Origin of the sequence: Streptomyces sp. NPDC058663 (assembly GCF_042716745.1) — a bacterium.
In the GTDB taxonomy this organism is placed as follows: Bacteria; Actinomycetota; Actinomycetes; order Streptomycetales; family Streptomycetaceae; genus Streptomyces.
In genome coordinates this window covers 1-21,832 of sequence record NZ_JBHXRV010000082.1, presented here as the reverse complement: position 1 = coordinate 21,832, position 21,832 = coordinate 1, and the positions used below count along the sequence as shown (strand labels likewise).

18 protein-coding genes are annotated in these 21,832 nt (G+C 73.0%); 3 read left to right on the top strand and 15 right to left on the bottom strand.

The features are described 5' to 3' along the window. The 9 genes from metK to ACFWVV_RS36235 form a co-directional block, all read right to left on the bottom strand. The coding region (gene metK / locus ACFWVV_RS36275) for a methionine adenosyltransferase (RefSeq protein WP_384357281.1) at positions 1-821 on the bottom strand (821 nt) is incomplete at its 3' end. A 168-nt stretch (positions 822-989) separates the two neighbouring features. Next, on the bottom strand, positions 990-2,948 hold the full coding sequence (locus tag ACFWVV_RS36270) for a condensation domain-containing protein (RefSeq protein WP_384357283.1): 1,959 nt from the start codon (positions 2,946-2,948) through the stop codon (positions 990-992). A gap of 77 nt (positions 2,949-3,025) precedes the next feature. Next, on the bottom strand, positions 3,026-4,006 hold the full coding sequence (locus ACFWVV_RS36265) for an SRPBCC family protein (RefSeq protein WP_384357285.1): 981 nt from the start codon (positions 4,004-4,006) through the stop codon (positions 3,026-3,028). Positions 4,007-4,074: 68 nt separating this feature from the next. Further along, positions 4,075-4,362 (bottom strand): acyl carrier protein, encoded by a 288-nt coding sequence (locus ACFWVV_RS36260; protein ID WP_384357287.1) that lies wholly within the window; start codon positions 4,360-4,362, stop codon positions 4,075-4,077. 48 nt (positions 4,363-4,410) lie between these two features. Beyond that, entirely contained in the window at positions 4,411-5,661 is a 1,251-nt protein-coding gene (locus ACFWVV_RS36255; RefSeq protein ID WP_384357289.1) for a beta-ketoacyl synthase N-terminal-like domain-containing protein, read from the bottom strand. Continuing rightward, a complete protein-coding gene (locus tag ACFWVV_RS36250) occupies positions 5,658-6,998 on the bottom strand; it encodes a beta-ketoacyl-[acyl-carrier-protein] synthase family protein (RefSeq protein ID WP_384357291.1) in 1,341 nt (446 codons plus the stop codon). The genes ACFWVV_RS36255 and ACFWVV_RS36250 overlap by 4 nt, the downstream gene beginning before the upstream one ends. A gap of 142 nt (positions 6,999-7,140) precedes the next feature. Then, the gene (locus ACFWVV_RS36245) at positions 7,141-8,166 is read right to left on the bottom strand and encodes an aromatase/cyclase (RefSeq protein ID WP_384357293.1); all 1,026 of its coding nucleotides are present in this window, start codon (positions 8,164-8,166) and stop codon (positions 7,141-7,143) included. Continuing rightward, the gene (locus tag ACFWVV_RS36240) at positions 8,163-9,884 is read right to left on the bottom strand and encodes an FAD-dependent oxidoreductase (RefSeq protein WP_384357295.1); all 1,722 of its coding nucleotides are present in this window, start codon (positions 9,882-9,884) and stop codon (positions 8,163-8,165) included. Before ACFWVV_RS36240 ends, ACFWVV_RS36245 begins: the two co-directional genes overlap by 4 nt. Positions 9,885-9,950: 66 nt before the next feature. Next, complete coding sequence (locus tag ACFWVV_RS36235) at positions 9,951-11,639, bottom strand: class I adenylate-forming enzyme family protein (protein WP_384357297.1); 1,689 nt, start codon at positions 11,637-11,639, stop codon at positions 9,951-9,953. 154 nt (positions 11,640-11,793) lie between these two features. Here ACFWVV_RS36235 and ACFWVV_RS36230 point away from each other — a divergent pair, with 154 nt between their 5' ends. Further along, entirely contained in the window at positions 11,794-12,267 is a 474-nt protein-coding gene (locus ACFWVV_RS36230; RefSeq protein WP_384357299.1) for a nuclear transport factor 2 family protein, read from the top strand. Between the two features lie 48 nt (positions 12,268-12,315). Here the strand turns inward: ACFWVV_RS36230 and ACFWVV_RS36225 are convergent, their stop codons facing one another. From ACFWVV_RS36225 to ACFWVV_RS36200, 6 genes are all read right to left on the bottom strand, one after another. Further along, on the bottom strand, positions 12,316-13,581 hold the full coding sequence (locus tag ACFWVV_RS36225; RefSeq protein ID WP_384357301.1) for a beta-ketoacyl-[acyl-carrier-protein] synthase family protein: 1,266 nt from the start codon (positions 13,579-13,581) through the stop codon (positions 12,316-12,318). Then, positions 13,578-14,339: a thioesterase II family protein gene (locus ACFWVV_RS36220; RefSeq protein ID WP_384357303.1), complete on the bottom strand. Its 762-nt coding sequence runs from the start codon at positions 14,337-14,339 to the stop codon at positions 13,578-13,580. The genes ACFWVV_RS36225 and ACFWVV_RS36220 overlap by 4 nt, the downstream gene beginning before the upstream one ends. Positions 14,340-14,373: 34 nt before the next feature. Continuing rightward, positions 14,374-15,195: a BTAD domain-containing putative transcriptional regulator gene (locus tag ACFWVV_RS36215; RefSeq protein WP_384357305.1), complete on the bottom strand. Its 822-nt coding sequence runs from the start codon at positions 15,193-15,195 to the stop codon at positions 14,374-14,376. A 310-nt stretch (positions 15,196-15,505) separates the two neighbouring features. Next, on the bottom strand, positions 15,506-15,907 hold the full coding sequence (locus ACFWVV_RS36210) for a DUF6009 family protein (RefSeq protein ID WP_384357307.1): 402 nt from the start codon (positions 15,905-15,907) through the stop codon (positions 15,506-15,508). After that, on the bottom strand, positions 15,904-17,400 hold the full coding sequence (locus tag ACFWVV_RS36205) for a phage/plasmid primase, P4 family (protein ID WP_384357309.1): 1,497 nt from the start codon (positions 17,398-17,400) through the stop codon (positions 15,904-15,906). The genes ACFWVV_RS36210 and ACFWVV_RS36205 overlap by 4 nt, the downstream gene beginning before the upstream one ends. Continuing rightward, positions 17,397-18,536 (bottom strand): bifunctional DNA primase/polymerase, encoded by a 1,140-nt coding sequence (locus ACFWVV_RS36200; protein ID WP_384357311.1) that lies wholly within the window; start codon positions 18,534-18,536, stop codon positions 17,397-17,399. The genes ACFWVV_RS36205 and ACFWVV_RS36200 overlap by 4 nt, the downstream gene beginning before the upstream one ends. Before the next feature lie 718 nt (positions 18,537-19,254). Between ACFWVV_RS36200 and ACFWVV_RS36195 the strand changes: the two genes are divergently transcribed. Continuing rightward, positions 19,255-20,493 (top strand): ParA family protein, encoded by a 1,239-nt coding sequence (locus ACFWVV_RS36195; RefSeq protein ID WP_384357313.1) that lies wholly within the window; start codon positions 19,255-19,257, stop codon positions 20,491-20,493. Continuing rightward, entirely contained in the window at positions 20,490-21,770 is a 1,281-nt protein-coding gene (locus ACFWVV_RS36190) for a ParB/RepB/Spo0J family partition protein (RefSeq protein ID WP_384357315.1), read from the top strand. The genes ACFWVV_RS36195 and ACFWVV_RS36190 overlap by 4 nt, the downstream gene beginning before the upstream one ends. The last annotated feature ends 62 nt before the right edge of the window (positions 21,771-21,832 follow it).

Genomic DNA, 21,832 nt, shown 5'->3' with positions numbered 1-21,832 from the left:
CGGGCCATGCCGCCGTACGTGTCGATGATGATCTTGCGGCCGGTCAGGCCCGCGTCGCCCATCGGGCCGCCGATCTCGAAGCGCCCGGTCGGGTTGACCAGCAGGCGGTAGCCCTCGGTCTCCAGCTTGATGCCGTCGGCCGCGAGCCGGGCAAGCACGTACTCGACCACGTGCTCCTGGATGTCGGGAGCCAGCAGCCCGTTCAGGTCGATGTCGGCGGCGTGCTGCGAGGAGACGACGACCGTGTCGAGGCGCACTGCCCTGTCTCCGTCGTACTCGATGGTGACCTGGGTCTTGCCGTCGGGGCGCAGGTAGGGGACGGTGCCGTCCTTGCGCACCTCGGTGAGGCGGTGGGAGAGCCGGTGCGCGAGGTGGATCGGCAGCGGCATCAGCTCCGGGGTCTCGTCGCACGCGTAGCCGAACATCAGGCCCTGGTCGCCGGCACCCTGCCGGTCGAGCTCGTCCTCCTCGCCCTCGACCCGCTTCTCGTAGGCGGTGTCGACGCCCTGCGCGATGTCCGGGGACTGTGCGCCGATGGACAGGGAGACGCCGCAGGACGCGCCGTCGAAGCCCTTGGCCGACGAGTCGTAGCCGATCTGAAGGACCTTCTCGCGGACCAGGGCGGCTATCGGGGCGTACGCCTTGGTGGTCACCTCTCCCGCGATGTGCACCAGACCGGTGGTGATCATCGTCTCGACGGCGACGCGGGAGGTCGGGTCCTCCCGCAGCAGCGCGTCGAGAACGGTGTCGCTGATCTGGTCGGCGATCTTGTCGGGGTGGCCCTCGGTCACGGACTCCGAGGTGAACAGACGGCGGGACATGTCACTCCTGGTGGGTTCGGCCGAGGAAGGGGCCGGGACGGGACGGACGGTACGGGTGGTGCGTCGGTGCCGGTCGTACGGACAGCACCGGTGGCGCTGGTGGTGCGGTTCAGGGACGCTGCGGGCCGCGCGTGGGGGCGTGCGGCGGCGGGATGCCGGACCCGGGTGTCATACGGCGCCCGTTCCGGCCGCCGCCACCGTGTTCTCCAGCGCGCGGGCCAGCACCCGCAGCGGCGCGTCACCGCCCTCGGGACTGCCGCCGATCGCCACCGGGGGCGGCGGCCAGCCGTGCGCGGCGACCCGTGCGGCGGCCTGCCGTGCGGTGTCGCCCGCACCGGAGAAGCCGCCGAGGAACACCGGCTCCTGCCGGGCGAGTCCGGGGCGCAGCACCTCCAGGCACTGGCCGGGCCCGGCGCCCGCGGGCAGGACGGCGAGGGCCTGCGGGCCGCGGTACAGCCCGGGCAGCGGGTCGTAGCAGCCGGGCGGCGAGCCTGCGGCAGGCAGCACACAGATGGTGCCCGCCCCCTGCCGCTCCGACTGCCGCAACACTCGTACAGACAAAGGGTGTTGAGGGTTCACCTGCGGTACGGGGATCCCGTCGAGCACCTCCAGCGCGCCGGACACGTCGAGGGCGCCCCGGCCGTCGGACAGCGCCCGCAGCAGCCGGGCGGTCTGGGCGAGGAGCCCGGCCGCGTCGGCGTCCGGGAACCGGGCGCGGTCGTGCACGCAGGTCAGCACCAGACCGCCCGCGGCATCGTGCCGGGCGACCAGGGTCAGGGGCAGCGCGGAGGGCGCGACCAGCACCTCCGGTTCGTCAAGGCGTACGCCCTCGGCGGCGAGTTCACCCGCCAGGGCGGTGGCCGAAGCGGCGGAGGCGGCGGCCGAGATGCCGTACAGGCCGCCGCCGGAACCCGGTACGAGGCCGACGGTGGGCGGCGGTTCGAAGACCACCAGCGACTCGGGACGCGGCACGCCGCCCTGACCCACACCGGGGCCCGCCGGCGCTCCGCCGGCGCCCCAGCTCTCGATCTGCCCGCCGGAGACCCACTCGTACGCCGCCCGGTCCAGCGCGTGCGCGCCCAGCGTGTCCAGCAGCCGGGCCACCGGCATTCCCGCCGCCACCCGCACGTGCAGCGGATGGCAGCCGCGCAGGGGCCCGGAGAGCAGCTCGGCGCCGGGCAGACCGATGCCCCGCCCGGAGACGGCCACCGAGAACGCGACGGACACCGGGTCCGGCGTGCGCGGGGACCGCGCCCCGGCGGCCCGGTACAGCAGCAGCGCCCACACCGCCTGGAGCGCGGTCGACTCGGCGGCACCCTGGACGGCCGCCCAGGTCCGCAGCCGGGCGGCCTCCACCGGGGTGAGCCGCTCCCGGAACCACTCGTGCCCCTGCCCGCCTGCCGCGCCCCCGGCCGTTCCCGACGACGCCAGCGGCAGGGCGGGCAGGGTGACGGCGTCCGGCGGCGGGGCGGCGGCCCGCATCCAGAACTCCCGGGCGGCCACCACGTCCTGACGCGACAGCCACTGCGCGTGGTCCCGCACGTCCGGGCGGCGCGCACCGCCCAGGGGCCGCCCCTGGGCGACGTACGCCCGCAAGAAGGACCGCAGCAGGGCGCGCATGCTGCGCCCGTCGAGGAAGGCGTGGTGGTAGGTGAACAGCAGCCGAGTGACCCGGCTGCCCGGTTCCACGGTGCCGGCTGCCCCGGAGTCCGCCAGGAGCGACACCCGCAGCTGCCCGGCGCGGCGCAGGTCGAACTCCCGCAGCCGCTCGCTGCGCACCAGCGTGTGCCAGTCGGCCCCGCTGTCCGCCCCGTGGTGGGCGATCCGCGGAACCACCCTCGGATGGACGGTCAGCGCGGGCGGCGCCCCGGTGGGCGCGGCGAGCCCGGTGCGCAGGATCGCGTCGGCGTCGTACAGCGTCTGCCAGGCGGCGATGAACCGCGGTACGTCCAGCGGCCCGCGCCAGCGCACCGCCAGCTGCTCCACGTGGAGTCCGGCACCCGGCCTCACCAGGGTGTCGAGGAGCAGGTCCCGCTGGGAGGGCGAGGCGGGCACGGTCTGCGTGCCGTGCTCCCCCGGCCGGGGGCTGCGCGGGGGGTGCGGGCGTGGCTGCTCCGACGAGGCCATCGGATTCCTTCCTCCTCCCCGGTCGGGGGTCGTCCCCGGTCAGGGGGTGTGCCCCGGCGGGGGCTGCCGGTGGCTGTTCAGAGCGGCCGGACGGCGGATGCGGCGTGCCGGGCAGCCAGTTCGAGGGTGGTCCTGCTCTCGTGTCCGAGCGTTTCGCGTACGTGGTTCCTGGCCTCGGCGAGGGTCGTTCCCGCGCCGAGGACCTCGGCGACGGCCTCCTCGCGCAGCAGAACGCTGTGCCAGCACACGGCTGTGACGTCGCTCTCATCGTCCGACAGCGACCACTCGCTGATGTGCTCGGCGAACAGCGGGGCCGGCACCGTCCGCTTCTCCACGATCCGGTACGCGGCCGGGAAGCAGATCCGGACCGACTCGGTGGACTGCGTGGTCCGCACCGCTCCCCCGGCCACCAGGGTGTCCGTACGCACCCGCTGCACGCCGGGCGCAAGTTCGGTCACCTCCGCCCGGGCGACGTGCGGGACGACGGAGGGCCAGTCCCCGATCCGGTACAGGAAGTCGTGCAGCTGCTCGGGCGGCGCCTTCACGGTCAGCGCGTCCTCGAAGGTGAGCAGGAGTGCGCCGTGACGCGCCGCGTTCTCGGCGGCCACCCTGATCCGGTCGAGCTGGGCCCTGCTGTTGGTGTCGGTGGCCAGCCGCAGCCACGCCTCGTCGTCGGGCACCCCGGCGACCACGGTGAAGTCGTGGTCCAGGGTGAGCCTGCACCGGCCCCCGTCGGCCTCGTCCACGCTCCACTGCCCGCCCATGGCCAGGGCGGGGGCGGCCGGGGTCTCGTGCCGGAAGCAGATCCGGCGGGCGACGGGGTCCATGGTCCGCCGCGAGAACCAGGACTTGACTTCGCCGTTGGCGGTGACCCACATCTGGAAGCGGTCCTCGGTCCCGTCGTGGTCGAGACGTTCCACGTGCACGGTGGGCGGCATGATCAGGGGCCACTGGGTGGTGTCGGCGAGAAGCCCGTACACCACACCCGCGGGGGCCCGCACGTCCACCGTGTACGCCGTGCGAAGTACCCGCTCGCGCGGCATCGGCTCACCTGACATCGGCTCCACCTTTCTCGACCTTGGACCACGAATGTGCCCAATGCCGCCGGAGAGGGGGTGGAGGTGCGCTAGAGGACAGCCGACCGGGGCCCCGACCGCGCCGCGGACAGTGCCTGGTTGACCATGACGAGGTAGCGGCGGGGCGTGTACGCCTCGTCGAGCATCTCCTCGTCGAGCACCACCGCGTAGTCGCGTTCGACGCGTCCTGTGGTCTCCAGCATCGCCAGCGAGTCGTAGCCGAGATCGCCGAACTCGGTGTCGAGGATGTCCCCGTCGAGGTCGATCCCCTCCTCCTGGCCGGCGCACTCGCGCAGCAGCCGTACCAGGTCCGCCAGTTGCATCGGCTCCAGTTCCATGGGCCGTACCTCTCCGTCGTCCGTTGTGCTTGTACAGGTCGTGGGTGCTCAGGGGGCACGTACAACGGCCGCCGAGTTGAAGCCGCCCCGGCCCCTGGCCAGCACCAGGACGGTGCGCAGCGGGACCCCGGTGCGGGGGGTGCCGGTGACCAGGTCCACCGGGCAGTCGGCGGCCGGGCGTTCGGTGCCTGTGGTCGGCGGGATCACCTGGTCGCGCAGGGCGAGCAGGGCGGCCGCCAGGTCCAGGGCCGCACCGCCCGCCGCCAGCCGTCCCGCCATGCTCTTGGGGGCCGTGACGGGCACCCCGTACGGCCCGAAAAGGGCGGCGAGCGCCCCGGCCTCCGCCCGGTCGGCGGCGCGGGCGCCCGCGCCGTCCGCCAGTACGAGGTCGACGTCGGCGGGCACCAGGCCCGCGTCGGCGAGCGCCAGGGCGGCCGCGTCGGCCAGAGCGGAGCGCTCCGGGGATGCGTCGAAGGTGGCCGAGTGCCCGGCCAGGCTCCCGTACACCCGCGCGCCCCGGCGGGCCGCACTGTCCGCGTCCTCCAGGACCAGCAGCGCGCCGCCCTCCCCCACCACGTGGCCGCAGGCGTCCTCGGCGAACGGCCGGTAGGCACGTTCGGGGTCCTCGCAGGTGCTCATGCCGCCACCGGCCAGATGCGCGGCCCACCCCCAGGGGCACAGGGCGGAGTCGAGGCCGCCGGTCACCACGAGCCGGGCGCCCTTGCGGATCTGGCGGCGGGCGTGCGCGACGGCGTCGAGGCCGCCCGCCTGTTCGGAGACGACCACGCCGGAGGCGCCGCGCAGGCCGTGCTTGATGGAGATCTGGCCGCTGTTGACGGCGTAGAACCAGGCGAAGGACTGGTACGCGCTGACGTGCTGGGGGCCCTGGCTCCACAGGGCCTGCAGTTCGCGCTGGCCGAACTCGAAACCGCCGGCCGAGTTCGCGGTGACGACGCCCGCCGCGTACGGGGGCATCGTCGCCAGGTCGGCCTCCGCGTCGTCGAGGGCCTCCTGGGCGGCCGCCAGCGACAGCCGGGTGACCCGGTCGGTCTGCGGCAGCAGCCGGCTGGAGACGTGGTCCTCGTCGACGAATCCTGGCACCTCCCCGGCCAGCTGGACCGGGTAGGGGGAGGCGTCGAAGCGGGTGACGGGCCCGATGCCGGTCCGCCCGCGCAGTACGGAGTCCCACCAGGCGCCGGCGCCGAGCCCGCCGGGTGCGGCCACCCCGATCCCGGTGAAGACGGCGGTGACCGGCGGGGCCTGGACCGTGCCCGCCGGGCTGTTCGTGGCGGTGCTCATGCGGCTGCTCCCTTCGCGCGGGTGCGGCCCATGGCAGGGCTGCCCACGCTGGTACGGCCCGCGCCCGGGCGGCCCGCACGGCCGCCGAGGTCCGGGCGGTTCAGGATCATGGCGCTCTGGAAGCCGCCGAAGCCGCTGCCGACCGTCAGCACGGTGTCGGTGCGCTGCTCACGGGCGGTGAGCGGGGTGTAGTCGAGGTCGCAGGCCGGGTCGCTCTCGTGCAGGTTCGCCGTCGGCGGCACCACCCCGTGCTCGATGGTGAGTGCGCAGGCGGCGACCTCCAACGCGCCGACCGCGCCGAGCGAGTGCCCGATCATCGACTTGATCGAGCTGACCGGCACCTCGTACGCCCGCGCACCCAGGCTGCGCTTGAACGCCTCGGTCTCGTGCCGGTCGTTCTGCTTCGTCCCCGAACCGTGCGCGTTGATGTAGTCCACCGCGCCGGCCCCCAGCCGGGCCTCGTCCAGGGCGCTGCGGATCGCCTCCGCCATCTCCACGCCGTCGGCCCGCAGACCCGTCATGTGGTACGCGTTGCTGCGCGAGGCGAACCCGGAGATCTCGGCGTACGCGTGGGCGCCGCGCCGCCGCGCGTGCTCCAGCTCCTCCACGATCAGCACGGCCGCGCCCTCGCCGAGCACGAAGCCGTTGCGGGTGCGGTCGAAGGGGCGGGAGGCGGTCGCGGGGGTGTCGTTGCGGGGGGTGGTCGCTTTGATGGCGTCGAAGCAGGCCAGGCTGATGGGAGAGATCGGCGCCTCGGCCGCGCCGGTCACCATCACGTCGGCGCTGCCCTCGCGCACCAGGTCGACCGCGTGCCCGATCGCGTCCAGGCCGGAGGTGCAGCCGGTGGACACCAGCGACACGGGCCCCCGGGCGCCCGCCGTACGGGCCACCTCGGCCGCCATCGAAGAGGGCACGAAGTAGTCGTAGAGCCGCTCGGGGGCCCGGGTGTGGTCGACCAGCCAGCGCTGCCCCCGCTCGCTGACCCGGTCGTAGCCGTGGTCCAGGGAGGTGGTGCAGCCCAGCGCACTGCCCAGGGTGACCCCGCACCGGGTCGGGTCGCCGAGACCCGCCAGTCCACTGTCGGCGAGCGCCTCGCGCGCGCTGACCACCGCGAACTGCGCCGCCCTGTCCAGGCGTTGGACGTCGGCCGGCGCGAGCCCCTGCTCCAGCGGGTCGAAGTCGGCCTCCGCGCCGACCTGCGAGCGGTACGGCGAGGGGTCGAGGAGGGTGAAGGTGCGGGTGGCCGTGCGCCCGGAGGTGAGCAGGTTCCAGTACTCCTTGGTGCCGGGCCTGCCGGGGGCGACGACCCCGATGCCCGTGATGACCACACGTCTCATCGTTGTGCCCCCCGCGGTTGATGTCATGGGACCTGCCTCGAGCGTCTCCGACGGGGCTGGAGCGCGGCTGGAGCCATTTCGGGCGGGCCGTGGGTGTGCGGGCCGTGGGTGTGCGGGCCGTGGGTGTGCGGACCGCTGGCGTTCAGCGGCTGAGGCCCTCCGCGTACCGCTTGGCGTGGTGCAGGGTGGCGGTGCTGTTGCGGCCCAGGGCCTGGCGGAGGTACGTACGCGCGTCGGCGATGCCGGCCTCCTCACCGAGCACGGCGGTGATGTTCTCCTCGCGCACGATCACGCTGTGCTGCGAGGTGACGGTGGTGCCGTCGGCGTCGCCGGTCACCGTCCAGCAGCCGGTGTGGGCCTCCATCAGCGCGGGGGTGCGGGTCTGCTTGTAGACGATGCGCCCCGACTCGGGGAAGCACACCCGTACCGACTCGGTGGTGTGCGCGGCGCCGTCGGCGGTCAGGGTGTCCATGGCCATCACCTGCACCGGGCCCTCCTCGCTCACCTCCAGGCGCGCGACGTGCGGGAGCAGCCGCTGCCAGTCGGCGACCCGCTGGAGGAAGCCGTAGACCGGCTCGGGCGGGGCGGCCACGTGCACCGAGTCCTCGAAGGACAGCACCAGTTCGTCCAGGCGCGCCCAGCGCTCGCCGAGCCGGGCGATGTTGGCCAGCTCCGCGCGGCTGTTGGTGTCGGTGGCCCGCTCGACCCAGGCCACGTCCTCGGCCCGGTCGCCGGGCACCGAGAAGTCGTGCAGCAGCGTCAGCCGCGCGCGCTCGGCGCCCAGCGGCTCCACGACCCAGGCGCCGGACATCGCGGAGAGCGGCGGGGCGGGCAGCTCCTGGCGGAAGGCGACGCGCCGGGCCGCCGCGTCCAGCCGGCGCCGCGAGGTCCAGTGGCGCACCCGGCCGTTGGCGGTGGCCCACATCGCCAGGTGCTCGTCGGTCCCGTCGAAGGCGAGCCGCTCCACGTGGACGTTCGGGCCGAAGAACAGCGGCCACTTGGTGGTGTCCGCGATCAGCCCGTAGACCGCGCCCGCGGGGGCGGCGACATCCGTGGTGTGCACGGTGCGGTGGATACGGCCGTCCGCCGCCGGAGTGGCGGACGCACCTGTGGCACAAGCGCCCGCGGGCCCTGGTTCCGCGGTGGTCGCGGCCGTCAGCGTCGTCATCGCGATCCCTCCATGACTCGGGTGGTGCTCCCGACCGTGTCCCGGACCGCTGGAGAGCCGCCGGAGGAACGCTGGAGAGGTACCGGACCGAGCACCGAGAGCGCCCCTTCCAGCTGCTGGGCCGTCAGCCGCTCACCGCCCGCCGCCAGATACCCGTCGGGCCGCACCAGCACCCAGCCGCCCCCGCCGGCCGCGAGCCCGAGCGCCTCCCGCAACCGCCCGCCCGGGTCCGGCAGCGGCACCCCGCACACCGGGTGCGTCCCGTCCGGCGTGCGCCCGTCCGCCCCGTCGCCGCCCACGGCCCGTACCGACAGCCACTCCCCCGCCGCCTCCGCCGCCCCGGCCGCCACCGCGCTCGCCGGCCCACCGTCGGGGACGTACAGCAGACTCCAGCGGACATCGCGCAGTTCGGCGTGGAGCGCCCGCGCCGCCTGGCCCTCGGGCAACCGGGCCGCCACCGCGGCCACGCGCGATCCGGCAGGCAGCCGCAGAGCGCCGCCCGGGGTGGTCAGCGGGGACTCGGCGTAGTGCCGCAGCAGCCCGGACATGCCGCCGAGCACCTTGCGCTGGATCTTCCGGCGCAGTGCCGGGACCTTCCGTACGACGGAGAAGACGAGCGGCAGCATCACCGGGGCGAGGGTGTTCTTGAACTGCACCAGGAAGGTGGCCTTGCGGGTGGAGCCGAGCAGCGCCCGGCCCACCGGCACCCGCTCCTGGCCGTACGTGTCGAGCAGGGACCGCCCGGCGTGGCCGTGCGCGACCATGGCGAGCTTCCAGGCCAGGTTGTAGGCCTCCTGGACACCGGTGTTCATGCCTTGCCCGGAGGCGGGGCTGTGCACATGCGCCGCGTCGCCTGCCACGTGGACGCGGCCCACGCTCATGGTGGGCACCATGCGCTGCTGGAAGGTGAAGACGGAGGTCCACGACGGCTCGCCGACCCGCACCTCGCGGCCGAGCCCGGCGCTGAGCTTCGCGGAGAACCGGGCGGCGGCTTCGGCGGGCGTCTCGTCGGCGGCCCCGGGGCCGGGGGCGGTGTCGAGCAGCCGCCAGTGCCCCTCGCGCAGGTAGGGCACCATCATCAGGGCGTGCCCGTCGGCGTGGGCCCAGTAGATGGTGTCGGGCGGCAGGTCCATGGCCACGGGTGCGTCGGCCAGCTGCCAGGTCTCGCTGGACTCGCCGAGCAGTGGCAGCGCGAGCTGCCCCCGCACGGTGGAGTGCCCGCCGTCGCAGCCGACCAGCCAGGGAGTCCAGTACTCCTCCCACTCGCCGCCGATGTGCGTCAGTTGGACCCTTACGCCGTCCGCGTCCTGGTCGAGTGAGGTGAGCCGCACCCCCCACTCGACGCGCACCCCGAGCTCCGCGCAGGCCTCGCGCAGCAGCTCCTCGGTACGGGTCTGCTCGATGACGACGGTGTACGGGAAGCGGGTGGGCATCGTCGCGTAGTCGGCCTGCAGCCGCACCAGCCGCCGCCCGGCCGCGTACATCGTGAACGCCTTGTTGTGCCGCCCGCTCGCGAGCACCCCTTCGACCACACCCATCTGGTCGAAGGTCTCCAGGGTGCGCGGGTGGACGGCCACGGCACGGCTGGTGCGGGCGGGGCCCGGGGCGGCGTCGACGAGCCGGACGGGCACTCCCCTGCGGGCCAGTTCGTACGCGGCGGTCAGGCCGACGGGGCCCGCCCCGACGACGAGGACCGGGTGGTCGGGGAAGGTCGCCATGCTGGTCTCCTCTTGCCGGGGCGGGACGGGGCGGGGCCGGGTGGGGCGGGCTTGTGCGGTCAGGCGTCAGGCGGCGGCCTCGACGGCGGCGCGGTCCCGCAGGCTGCGGCGCAGTCCGCGCCGTTCGGGCTTGCCGACGGGGGTGCGGGGCACGGCGTCGACCACCTCGATGCGGCGGATCTGCTCGAAGCCGGCCAGCTGGGCGTTGGCGCCGTCCGCGATGGAGTCGAGGGTCTCGAGCAGATCGGGCACGGTGGGGTCGCGGAGCACGATCCCCGCCCAGGTGACGGCACCGTGCCGGGGGTGGGGCCAGTCGGCGACCACACAGTCGGCGACCCGGGGGTCCTGGGCGAGGACGTGCTCGACGGCGGTCGGCGAGACGAGTTCGTTGTCGTACTTGAAGACGTCGCCGAGGCGGTCCACCAGGGTCAGTTCCCCGTCGGCGGCCACCCGGCCGATGTCACCGGTGGAGAACCAGCCGTCGCGGTCGGCGCGGCCCTGCCCGGCGTCAGCGGTGTCACCGTCGGCGGGGATTTGTCCGTCGTCCAGGTAGCCGGCCATCAGCTGGGGCCCGCGCACCTGCACCTCACCGGTGGCGTGCGCGCCCAGCGGCTGCCGGGTCTCCGGGTGCACGATGCGGCACTCGGTGCCCGGCACGGGGCGGCCGACCGTTCCGGTGTGCGTGTCGAGGGGGCTCTGGCAGTGCGAGAGCGGCGAGAGCTCGGCCATCCCGTACCCCTGGACGACCGGCACGCCGAGCCGGTCGCCGAGCGTGCGGGCGGTGGCGGGGGCCAGGGCGGTGCCGCCGGACAGGACGGCCCTCAGCGCGGGCGTCCGTCCGGCCTCCCACGCCGATGCCCGGTCCGTCAGCGTCTCCGCCAGCCGGTGCAGCCGGGCGGGCAGCCCGTAGTAGTGCGTGGCGCGGGTACGGGCGGCCAGAGCGAGGGACGCCAGCGGGTCGGGGTCGCCGCACAGCACCTGGCACGCGCCCGCGAACACGGCCGAGTTCAGGTGCATCGGGTGGAAGAACGGCAGGTGGTTGAGGGTGACGGAGCGGGCGTCCAGGTGGTGGGCGGCGGCGGTCTGGGCCGCGTTCGCCACGACGTTGCGGTGGGTGAGCCGGACCCCGCGCGGGGCGCCGGTCGTCCCGGTGGTGAACTGCACGCAGGCGTCCGCCCCCGGGTCTGCGGGCCAAAACTCCCCCGCCCCGCAGGGCCCGCCGAGCGCCACCGCGAGCGGCAGCACGTCCCCGGGCAGCATCCCCCGGTCCGCGTCCCCGGGCAGCACGTCCCGGCCCGTGCCCCCGCGCAACGCACCCCCCTGCGCGTCCGTCACCACCACGGTGCGCAGCGCGGGCAGCTTCTCGCGCAGCCCGGCCAGCAGCGCGGCGGTCGCCGACGGGACGAAGGCGATCTCGACGGCGGCGGCGCCGAAGACGTGCAGCAGCCCCGCCTCCTTGAGCAGCGGGTTGACCAGTACGGCGGTGTTCCCGCTGCGCACCGCACCGTAGTAGGCGGCGGGGAACTCCCGGCCGAGCGTGTTCGACACGCCGATCCGCGCCCCCCGGGAACCGCCCGCCAGCCACGCGGCGCAGGCGGCGAACCGGTCGGTGAGCGCGTCCAGCTCCGCGAAGGTCGTCGCCGTACCGGCCCTACCGACGCCCCCGGTGCGCAGGGCGATGCCGTCCGGGTCGCGCTCGGCGGCCCGTCGCAACAGGGCGTCCAGGGGGAGCTCGGGGAAGGTGAATCTCGGCACGGCGCTCTCCTCCTCGTCCCACGGGGGTCCAGGGCCCCACCCTGGGTCCGGCCGCTTGAGGAATCTTCGAAGGGCGCTCGATGTGCCCTATAGATGCTGGAGAGCACCCACCCGGACCCTGTCGGGAAAAACTGGAGAAGGGAGCCCACCGGCCATGACAGCCCTCATTGCCGCAGTCGCGGCACCGGCAAGCCAACTGGCGTCCAAGAAACCGGAGTTCGGGACCTTGTACGCCGAGGTCCAGCAGTTCTACTCGCACCAGATGCAGCTCTTCGACTCGTTCCTCGCCGAGCAGTGGGCGGGCACCTTCACGGAGGACGCCGTCTTCGACGTACCGACGCTGGAGCGGCCGCTGCGCGGGCGCGCCGAACTGGCCGCTTCCGTACGGCACAACGAGGAGGCCGCCCGGCGCAGCGGCGAGCGGATGCGGCACTGGCTGGGCATGATCGACGTCACCGAGCATCCCGAAGGCTCCCTGCGCACCCGTGCCTACGCGCTGGTGTACGTGACCACGCACGGCGGCACCCCGAAGGTGCACCGGGTGTGCGTGATGGAGGACACCCTGGTGCGCCGCCGGGGCAGCCTGCGCACGTCGCACCGCCTGGTCACCCGCGACGACCTGACCTAGCCCGCGCCCTCAAGACACCCGGTCCGCCCCGCCGGTCACCTCACCCCGTCAGACGCGGCACAGCACCAGCGCGCTCTGGGTGCCGCCGAAGCCGCTGCCGACCGCCAGCGCCGTCACCGTCCGCTGCTCGCGGGCGGTGAGCGGGGTGTAGTCGAGGTCGCAGTCCGGGTCGCTCTCGTGCAGGTTCGCCGTCGGCGGGACGACACCGTGCTCGACGGCCAGCAGGCAGGCCGCCACCCCGAAGGCCCCGAGCGCACCCAGGGAGTAGCCGAGCATGGAAGCCACGGCGCTGATCGGCACGCGGTGCGCGTGCGTGCCCAGGGCGCGCTTGAGTGCCGTCGTCTCGTGGATGTCGCCCCGCCGGGTGCCCGCCCCGTGGGCGGCGACGTGGTCCACGGCGCCGGGGTCGATGCGGGCCTCGTCCAGCGCGGTCCGCACGGCCTCGGCGAGCTCGGCGCCGTCCGCCCGCAGCCCGGTCATGTGGTACGCGTTGCTGCGCGCACCGAACCCGGCGATCTCCCCGTACACATGGGCCCCGCGCCGCCGCGCGTGCCCGAACTCCTCGACGACCAGGACGGCGGCGCCCTCACCGAGCACGAACCCGTCCCGGTTGCGGTCGAAGGGCCTCGCGGCCCCCGCCGGCGCCTCGTTGCAGTGGTACGAGGCGAGCCGCACGGCATCGAAACCGGCCAGCACCACCGGCGAGATGGGCGCCTCGCAGCCCCCGGTGACCACCACGTCCGCACTGCCCTCGCGGACCAGGTCGGCCGCGTGCCCGATCGCGTCGAGCCCCGAGGTGCAGCCGGACGACAGCAGGGCCACGGGCCCCCGCGCGCCGACCGCACGGGCGGCCTCGGCCGCCATCGAGGACGGGGTGAGGTAGTCGTACAGCCGCTCCGGGGCGGGCATCGCGGCCGTCGCCCGCCGGTTTCCCCGGACACCACCGGCGGCGTACTCCCGGTCGAGTGCGCTGGCGCAGCCGAGCGCACTGCCCAGGGCGAGCCCGCAGCGCCCCGCGTCGAGGGTGCCTGCCGTGAGCGCGTCGTGGAGACCGCTGTCGGCCATCGCATCCCGGGAGGCCGCCACCGCGAACTGGGTGGCCCGGTCGAAGCGGAGCGCCTCGTCCAGGCTGAGGCCGCGGTCCAGTTCGTCGAAGTCGGCCTCGGCGGCCACCTTCGAGCGGAACTGGGAGGCGTCGAACCGGGTCAGCGCCCGGGTGGCGGTGCGCCCGGAGGTGAGCAGGTCCCAGAAGCCCGCCACCCCGGTACCGCCGGGCGCCACCACGCCCAGCCCGGTGACGACGGCCCGCCTCACCGGCCCGCCGCCGGGGCCCCGGCAGGCGCCGCCGTGCGCGCCACCACCCGTGCGGCACGCCCCACGAGCCGGGGCAGCTCCCGGCCCCGTACGAAGAAGTGCCCGCCGGGCACAGTGCGCAGGGCGAACGGCCCCGTGGTCCACCGCGCCCAGCCTGCCATCACCCCGGGCGGGGCCAGCGGGTCGTCCCGCCCGGCGACCGCCAGCACCGGCACGGGCAGCGGCCCGCCGTACGGCACTCCCTGGGCCCGGGCCTCGGCGCGCAGCGCGTCGGCGAGCCTGAAGTCGTCGCGCAGTACGGGCAGTACGGACCGGTGCCACAGATCGCCGGGCTCGGTGCCGGGCGGTACGGAGCCGAAGGTGTCCAGCAATCGGAGCAGCGCGGCGTCGGGCAGGTCCGCACAGTTGTCCAGCGCGAGCGGGCCGCCGGGGGGAGGCAGCGCCCCGACTGCCAGCAGGACGGGCAACGGGAGCTGCTGCGCATGCAAAGAGCAAACGAGCGCGCAGGAGAGGAGTCCGCCCAGACTGTGTCCGTACACCAGATACGGCTGCCCACTGCGCGCCACGGGTTCCACGACGCGCAAAAGGTCCGCCAGCAGTGCACCCGGGCTGGTCAGACGGGGTTCGCGCCGCCGCCCGTCCCGGCCGGGGAGGAGTACCGGCGTGATCTCCACGTCCGGCCCCAGCAGCCTGGGCCAGCGCTGGAAAGCGGAAACACCGGCACCCGCATGTGCGAAGCACAGCACCCGCACGCTCATTCCGCCGCCCCTCCCGCGCTCCCCGGGCTCCCGGTTACGCCGCGTACAGGTTGAAGGTCGAGCCGCGGCGCGGACCCGCACTGACGTCCAGGGCCGGGTCGACCGCGAGCATCGCCTGGTGCAGCCGCTGGACCTGCCGGGACGGCTCGACGCCGAGGTCCTCGATCAGACGGGCGCGCAGTTTGCGGTAGACGTCGAGGGCGGTGGCCTGACGGCCCGCCCGGTAGAGCGCCACCATCGCCTGCGAGTGCAGGCCCTCGTGCTGGGGGTGACGGGCAATCAGCTCGGTGAGTTCGGCGAGCAGTTCGCTGTGTCTGCCCAGGCGCAGGTCCGCGTCGATGCGCCGCTCGACGGTGCCGAGCCGGCTCTCCTCCAGACGCATGACCTCGATCTCCAGGATGGGCCCCACCCGTACGTCGACGAGTGCGGGCCCCTGCCACAGGGCAAGGGCCCGGCGCAGGAGCGTGGCCGCGGTGTCGTCGTCGCCCTCCTCGTACGCGGTGTGGCCGCCCGCCACCAGCTGGTCGTAGGTGTGGACGTCGACGCAGTCCGGCGGTATCTGGAGCAGGTATCCGCCGTGCCGGGTCGCCAGGACCTCCTTGGCGCCGCCCGGGGCACCGGGCCCCATGGCCGTGCCGAGCCGCCGGCGCAGATGGAGGATGTAGGTCTGGAGGGTGGTCAGCGCGCTGTGCGGCAGCTCCGTCCCCCAGATCTCTTCCATGAGGGTCGGTACGGGTATGACTCGGCCAGGATAGAGCGCGAGCAGCGCCAGGATCTGACGCGGCTTTCTGGCTGTCGGAACGATGGATCCCCCGTTGACCTCTGCACTCAACGGACCCAGAACTTGAATCTCCACGGTCCCCTCCGTCGCGATAGCCCAGTTCCCGTCGATTTCCAGCCGTCGACCCGTGAAAGGTAGCCGGGCTCGGTCCGTTCGGTCAGGAAGCTCGAGCGAGCATCGAGCGGCTTTCCACGTACCGTTTGTGGAAGGAAGTCCGCAGCGTGCGCGGGCCGCGGCGGTCGAGGCCCCCGTCACCGGGGCGGGACCGACGGCCGCGCGGGCCCGGGCGGGGCAGGGAAATGATTACGCCGTAATCACCCGGACCACCCGCCGGGCGATTACGGCGTAATCACCCGGCCGGACTCGGCGGTACCGGCCCGGCCGGTCACAGCGGGAGGGTTATGCCCAGCTCCTGCATGGCGGAGGACGGCGGTCCGCCCTCCGAGCGTTCGGTCTTGCGGCCCTTGGTGCCGGGGGCCAGCGTGCGCGGGTCCACGGCCTCGGCCGGCGCCCCGCTGGAGTACAGGCCCTCGGGGGCGGTGTCGCGGTCGTGCGGGAGCAGCCAGAACACCCGGCGGCGGAACGTGCCCGAGGAGCGCGAGGACTTGGCGCCGGGACCGAGCACCGCGTAGCCGACCATGCGGCCGTCCCGGTGGTAGGCGGGCTTGCCGCGCCGGGTCGGCAGCCGGTCCAGGCTCTGCCGTACGTAGTCGAGATCGCTGACGTCCTCCAGCCAGACAAGATCGATTTCGTGGAGGATCTCGTCCTCTGCGATGAGGGCGCTCATGCTGTCTCCTCGTCGGCGAGCAGTCCGATGCCCGGGTAGTACTTCCGCTGGTTCGACAGGATCATCTGCTTGGGCGAGGCCAGACCCACTGCCTCCCGGACCCTCACCGCGAACGCTCGCGAGGAAATGGCCGGTGCGCCTTCATTTTGACACCAGGTCCGATAAGCGGCGTACAGATGTGCCTGCTCCGCTCTCAGGTCGGGGTCGACGACGCACGCCTCGCCGAGGAACCGCCCGGTGTGGTCCTCGGTCTCCGCGTACGCCGTGGTGGCGATACGTACCCGCTCGGGGCCCGTCAGATTCTTCTCGCCGCGCAGATAGCGGCGGGCACCGTCGATCAGCCAGTTGAGGATGCCGGAGCCCTCCTCGGTGACGAGGATGTCCGCCAGGTTGTCGATCTTGCGGTCGTCGGAGACCACCCGCTCGAAGGGGATCAGCCGCATGCGCCGCCAGAAGGCGAAACCGCCGGTGCCGACCTCGGGGCGGTGGTTGCCGAGCAGCCAGAGCTTGTGGGTGGGCTCGAAGCTGAAGAAGTCCTGCCGCATCCGGCGGGCCTTGATGCGGTCGCCGCCGGTGAGCAGCTTGACCCTGGCCTCGTCGAACTTGTCCCCCGGCTTGACCTCGCTGCACACGATGACCCGGCGGCCGTGCAGTTCGGCCAGGTCGGTGGGGTGGCCCTCGTACGGGCGCGACATGAGGAAGCCCGGCGGGGCGGCGTCCGCGTAGTCGCCCAGGAGCTTCATCAGGACGTCCAGCAGGACGGACTTGCCGTTCTTGCCGGAGCCGAACAGGAACGGCATGACCTGGCCGCCGACGTCCCCCGTCACCGAGTAGCCGAGCAGCAGGTGCAGGAAGTCGATCATCTCCGCGCCCTCGGCACCGTCGCCGAAGGTGTCGGTGAGGAACCGGTTCCAGCGCGGGGTCGCCATCGGCTGCGGGGCGAGCGAGGTGGAGCGGGAGTGGAAGTCCTTGTTGGGGTCGGGGGTGCGGATCGCCCCGGTGCGCAGGTCGACGATGCCCGCCGGCGTGCACAGGGCGTACGGGTCCGCGTCCAGCAGAGCGGCGTTGAGCACCATGCCCGGGGCCGACCTCGCCTGGGTGAGCATCGCGTTCATCCCGCTGGTGCTCAGGGCACGGCGGCGGTGCTGCTGCAGCGACGTACTGGTGTAGACGCCGCGCGGATCGGTGAGCGCGATGGATTCGGCGAGGTCCCCGGCCGCCCATATCACCGTGTCGTCCTCGTCGATCTGCCAGCGGGAGTTGTCCCACCGGTACCAGCCGAGCCCGGGAATGTGCCGGTAGTCGTTGGCGTAGAGCCTGACGAACAGCTTGGCGTTGCCCCGGTCGGTGAGGGTGTCGGGCAGCAGCCCCTGCGCGGTGGCGGGTGCGCTGCCTCCCGCCGCCTGGGCGGGGACTTCCGCGGTGGCCTGCGAGAGGATCTGCGCGGCCACCGCCCGGGCGTCGAAGAGGGTGCCCTCGTTGTTGCCGTTCACCTGCGGTCCCCCAGTGACAGCGGGCGCAGCAGACCGGCGCTCAGCCCGCTGCGGATGATCGGCGCGTAGCGGCGCTCCTGGCCTGGTCTGGCCCGTTCGGCCACCTCTCTCAGAATGTGCTCGGCCTCGTGTTCCTTCAGGTGTCCCGCAGCCACCAGTCCCCCCGCCGTGTAGGCAGCCCTGTTGAGTTTCTCGGAAAATCCCGCCCCCTCCGGAGCGGCGGAGCAACCCGCCACCTCCGCGAGCACCCCTGAAAGGGCTCTGACGGGGCTCTGACGGCCTCCCCCGGCCGCGATGACCGCTTGGCGCGCCCGGGGCGGCACAGGCCGCGGAGCGGGCACGTGGGGCGTCGCCAGGTGCCCGGTGCGCTCCAGCTCGCGGGCCAGCCAGTCCGGCAGCAGCGCCGGCTCCCTTACGCCGTCGACCGGGGTGTAGGTCCCCGCCCTGGTCGTGGTGCCCGGCGCGACGATGTAGCCGCCGTGCGCCCGTACGTCGACCTGCCAGGCGAGGGCACGGCCGGGACCCGACCCGGCGGAGCAGCGCCAGTGGTGGCTGCGCTGGGCCCGGTACCAGACGTGCAGGCCCCCCGAGGGCGTGCGCACCCGCAGGGTCGTCCCGTCGTCCGCCGGGCTCGTGGCGCCGCGCAGGGCGGCCAGGACGGCCAGCGTGTGGAACCCGTTGGCCAGTCCGGTCAGGTCGATGTCCGCGGAAATGCTGATCCCGGGCAGCAGACGGTCCCGGCCCGGCAGCTGCTGGGCGTGCGCGTCGATGTCGATGATCACCAGCCCGGCGGGCCCGCAGGCCACGCCTGTACCGAGGCCCGGCGTGCTCCCCCACCACTGCTCGATCCTGGCCGGGTCGAGCGTGGCGGCATGGAACCCGTGGCACCAGCGGCCCGCGGGCAGGCAGGCGCACCCCTGATGGTTGTGGCCCGGCGTACGGCACGACTCGCAGTTGCCCGCGGGCGTCTTGCGGGCAGGTGCCAGCGGATGGACCGGCCATCCCCGGTCCGCACACCACCGTGCGCTCGCCAGCGACTGAGTCGCTCTGCCGGTTGCCGACGACTGAGTCGCTGCGGCCCGCGCCGCACCCGACTCGTCTGAGTCGCTGCGAGAAAATCGCAGGTCAGGAGCCATGTACATCCCCTATCAGCGACCGAAGCGACTCAACGACAGACATAGACTAGCGAAGCCAGGGTGACATGGGGGGTAGTTGTTCCCATTCCGGGTGTGTCGATGTGTGTCGATCTCGGGTCGGTTCCCGACCATCTCCACCCGGCCAACAACGGCCCAGCGACTGACGCCTCCGACCCCAGCGACCGGAGGCCTTTCGGTAGCTGTTCAGTCGCTCCCAAAAAACCGCAGGTCAGAGGTACTGCAGAGACCCTAACAGCGACTGAAGCGACTCAAGCCCTCTATATATGACGCACACGCGCACACGCCAATGTCTTCATATACCCGGACTCAGCGTCGCTTCAGTCGCTTTTATCGCCACCCACCCCATCTGACCTGGGCTTTTCTCAGCTACCGAGGGAGCTACTCAAAACCCGCTGGGTCGCTTTTCCTCAGTCGCTGCCCTCAGCGACCCAGCGACCGAGCAGCGACCGAGCGACCGGGAGCGACTCAAGCCTCCCGCCCTGCCGGGTCGTCCCGGACTCCAGAAGGACTCCAGCAGAGCGACTGGAGCGACCGAAGCGACCCGGACCCGGAACTACCGCTTCCGGCCCGACGGCACCCGCCACCCACCCCCTCCGCGACCGGGCCGCCTTCCTTCCTTTTGGCCGAAACTCGACAGAAGAGGGAAAACTAACGTGTCTGTGCGTCACGCGAGGCTGTGAGTTAGTAATGTGACGCCATGGCATCTCCTCACGCGCAGGGTGACCGCGACAAGGTCGTCTCCAAGCTCCCCTCCTGGCTCCGTCAGGAACTCAAGATCCGTACCGCCCAACTCGGCATCGACATCCAGGAAGCCGTAGCTCAGGGCACCGCCGACTGGCGGAGCCTGGGCTCGAACCTCTCCCCCGTCGACACCTCGGGAGCGGAGTCCTTCGCCACCCTGCTGCCCGTCGGGCTCTGGGAGGAGTTCCGTACCGACTGCAAGGCACGCGGCGTCTCCCTGGTTCAAGGCCTTGCCCAGTCCGTTCAGTTGTGGCTGGAAAAGAACCCCGCTCCGACCGTCCAGCGGCCCGCCTTCACCAAGCGACTCATCGTCTGCAACCAGAAGGGCGGGGTCGGCAAGACCGCCATCACCGCGGGTACCGGCGAGGCCCTCGCCGAGGACGCCCTCGCGCTGCACCCCGTCAGGGTCTCCCGGTACTTCGCAGCCCTCACCGACAACACCCCGCACGCGCATCTCGAATCGGAACTCCTGCCCGGCCTCGGCCTGCGGGTCCTGCTCGTCGACTTCGACCCCCAGGGCCACCTCACCAAGCAACTCGGCCAGGACACCCTGCCGATGACCGGCGAGAGCCTCACCAAGCACATGTCGGGCGAAGCGGTGGCCCCCATCAAGGACCTGGTCGTCGCCATCGAGGACGACCGCTTCGGCGACCGGCTGCACCTCCTGCCGGCCTGCACCGACGCCTTCCTCCTGGATGTGAAGCTCTCCTCGGTGCGCGCACGGGAAGCAGCACTGGAGCGGGCCCTGGCCCCCCTCGAAGACGATTACGACGTCGTACTCGTCGACTGCCCGCCGAGCCTCGGGCTGAGCATGGACGCCGCCGCCTACTACGGCCGCAGGCGCCCCGAGGAGCCCTCGGGCAACTCCGGCGTGCTGATCGTGGTGCAGGCAGAGGACAGCTCCGCAGACGCCTACGACCTGCTGACCGCCCAGATCGCGGACCTCCGGGACGACCTGTCCCTCGACATCAACTACCTGGGCATCGTCGTCAACCAGTACGACAGCAGGCGCGGCTACATCGCCACCTCCTCGCTCCAGGCCTGGATGGACATCAAGGACCCGAGGGTCGTCGGTGTGATCGGCGACCTCAAGGAACAGAAGGAAGCCGTCCGGGTCAAGCGCCCCCTGCTGGCGTACGCGCCCAAGTCCGAGCAGGCGGTCGCGCTGCGCGCACTGGCCAGGGAGATCTCATGAGCAGCAAGGCCAGCCGCCTGGGCACCAGCGCCTCCTTCGGCAACGCCCGCCCCGTCAGCGCCCGCCGCGCCGCCATCAACAGCGCGACCAAGGCCCCCACCGAAGGCGCCCCTCCCCCGGTCGTCCTGCCGGTGCGCAACATCAGCCTCAACCCCGCAAACCCCCGGGCCACCCTCGGCGACCTGAGCGCCCTCGCGGGCAGCCTCAAGGACCACGGGCAGAAGCAGGCCATCACCCTGATGGCCAGGGACTCCTATCTGGCGGCCAACCCGGGCCAGCACGAGAACCTCGAACCCGACACCTCGTACGTCGTCATCGACGGCAACAGCCGGCTGGCGGCCGCCCGCGAGGCCGGCCTGCCGACCATCAAGGTCATGGTCGACGACGAGCTGGGCAGCGACCCCGACGAACTCCTGGAGTCCGCTCTGGTCGCGAACATCCACCGGCAGGCCCTCGCCCCCCTCGACGAGGCCCGCGCCCTCCAGTCGCTGCTCGCCGTCCACGGCAGCCAGCGCAAGCTGGCATCCCGGCTGCACCGCTCCCAGGGCTGGGTCGCCCAGCGACTCGCGCTGCTCGGCCTGACCCCCGAACTCCAGCAGCGACTGGAGCGCAAGGAGGTTCCGGTCGAGCTCCTGCGGGCGGTGGGCAACAAGCCGCCGGAGGAGCAGGAGGCCGAGTTCGAGCGCCTCAAGCAGGCCAAGGCCGACGAGGAGAGCGCCAAGGAGGCCTACCGCCTGACTGCCTCCGGCCCGAGAAGTGATTACGCCGTAATCACTCCTCCCCCGTCCCAGGACCCCGCCGCGACCGGCTCGAGTGATTACGCCGTAATCACTTCGCCCTCCGAGCCGGCCCCTGCCCCCGCCTCCGCCCGCCCCCCGGCGGGTGATTACGCCGTAATCACTCCGGCCTCCACGTCGTCCTCGGCGCCCGCCCCGGTGCGGGCGGGTGATGACGCCGTAATCACTCAGGCCCCGGACCCCCACCTTGCTTCCGCTTCGGATCCGGCGGGTCAAGACCTCACCTCCGCTCCCCCGGCACGCCCTGCCGATGACCCGCAAAGTGATTACGCCGTAATCACTTCCACCCCCTCCCGGACCTCGCGGCGGCCGGAGTCCCGCGCCCCCGAGCCGTCCGCCCGGGCCGCCGCACACGAGCGGACCACGGCAGAAGCCATGCCCTGGGAGGACCCGAAGGCCGTGCTCGCGATCGCCAAGCAGTGGATGACACCGGAGAACTACCGGACGCTGCTGAAGCTGGCCGACGAGGCCTCCGCCTGACGGACGACACCCGTTCCTGGCTGTGGGCGGGGTGAAGTGATTACGCCGTAATCACTTCACCC

Excerpts from the sequence above, each read along its gene's own strand:
- ACFWVV_RS36230 (WP_384357299.1), top strand. The coding sequence starts at position 11,794 with ATGACAGCCCTCATTGCCGCAGTCGCGGCACCGGCAAGCCAACTGGCG.
- ACFWVV_RS36210 (WP_384357307.1), bottom strand. The coding sequence starts at position 15,907 with ATGAGCGCCCTCATCGCAGAGGACGAGATCCTCCACGAAATCGATCTT.
- ACFWVV_RS36190 (WP_384357315.1), top strand. The coding sequence starts at position 20,490 with ATGAGCAGCAAGGCCAGCCGCCTGGGCACCAGCGCCTCCTTCGGCAAC.
- ACFWVV_RS36250 (WP_384357291.1), bottom strand. The coding sequence starts at position 6,998 with ATGAGACGTGTGGTCATCACGGGCATCGGGGTCGTCGCCCCCGGCAGG.
- ACFWVV_RS36255 (WP_384357289.1), bottom strand. The coding sequence starts at position 5,661 with ATGAGCACCGCCACGAACAGCCCGGCGGGCACGGTCCAGGCCCCGCCG.
- ACFWVV_RS36220 (WP_384357303.1), bottom strand. The coding sequence starts at position 14,339 with ATGAGCGTGCGGGTGCTGTGCTTCGCACATGCGGGTGCCGGTGTTTCC.
- ACFWVV_RS36240 (WP_384357295.1), bottom strand. The coding sequence starts at position 9,884 with ATGGCGACCTTCCCCGACCACCCGGTCCTCGTCGTCGGGGCGGGCCCC.
- ACFWVV_RS36195 (WP_384357313.1), top strand. The coding sequence starts at position 19,255 with ATGGCATCTCCTCACGCGCAGGGTGACCGCGACAAGGTCGTCTCCAAG.
- ACFWVV_RS36260 (WP_384357287.1), bottom strand. The coding sequence starts at position 4,362 with ATGGAACTGGAGCCGATGCAACTGGCGGACCTGGTACGGCTGCTGCGC.
- ACFWVV_RS36270 (WP_384357283.1), bottom strand. The coding sequence starts at position 2,948 with ATGGCCTCGTCGGAGCAGCCACGCCCGCACCCCCCGCGCAGCCCCCGG.
- ACFWVV_RS36245 (WP_384357293.1), bottom strand. The coding sequence starts at position 8,166 with ATGACGACGCTGACGGCCGCGACCACCGCGGAACCAGGGCCCGCGGGC.
- ACFWVV_RS36200 (WP_384357311.1), bottom strand. The coding sequence starts at position 18,536 with ATGGCTCCTGACCTGCGATTTTCTCGCAGCGACTCAGACGAGTCGGGT.
- ACFWVV_RS36265 (WP_384357285.1), bottom strand. The coding sequence starts at position 4,006 with ATGTCAGGTGAGCCGATGCCGCGCGAGCGGGTACTTCGCACGGCGTAC.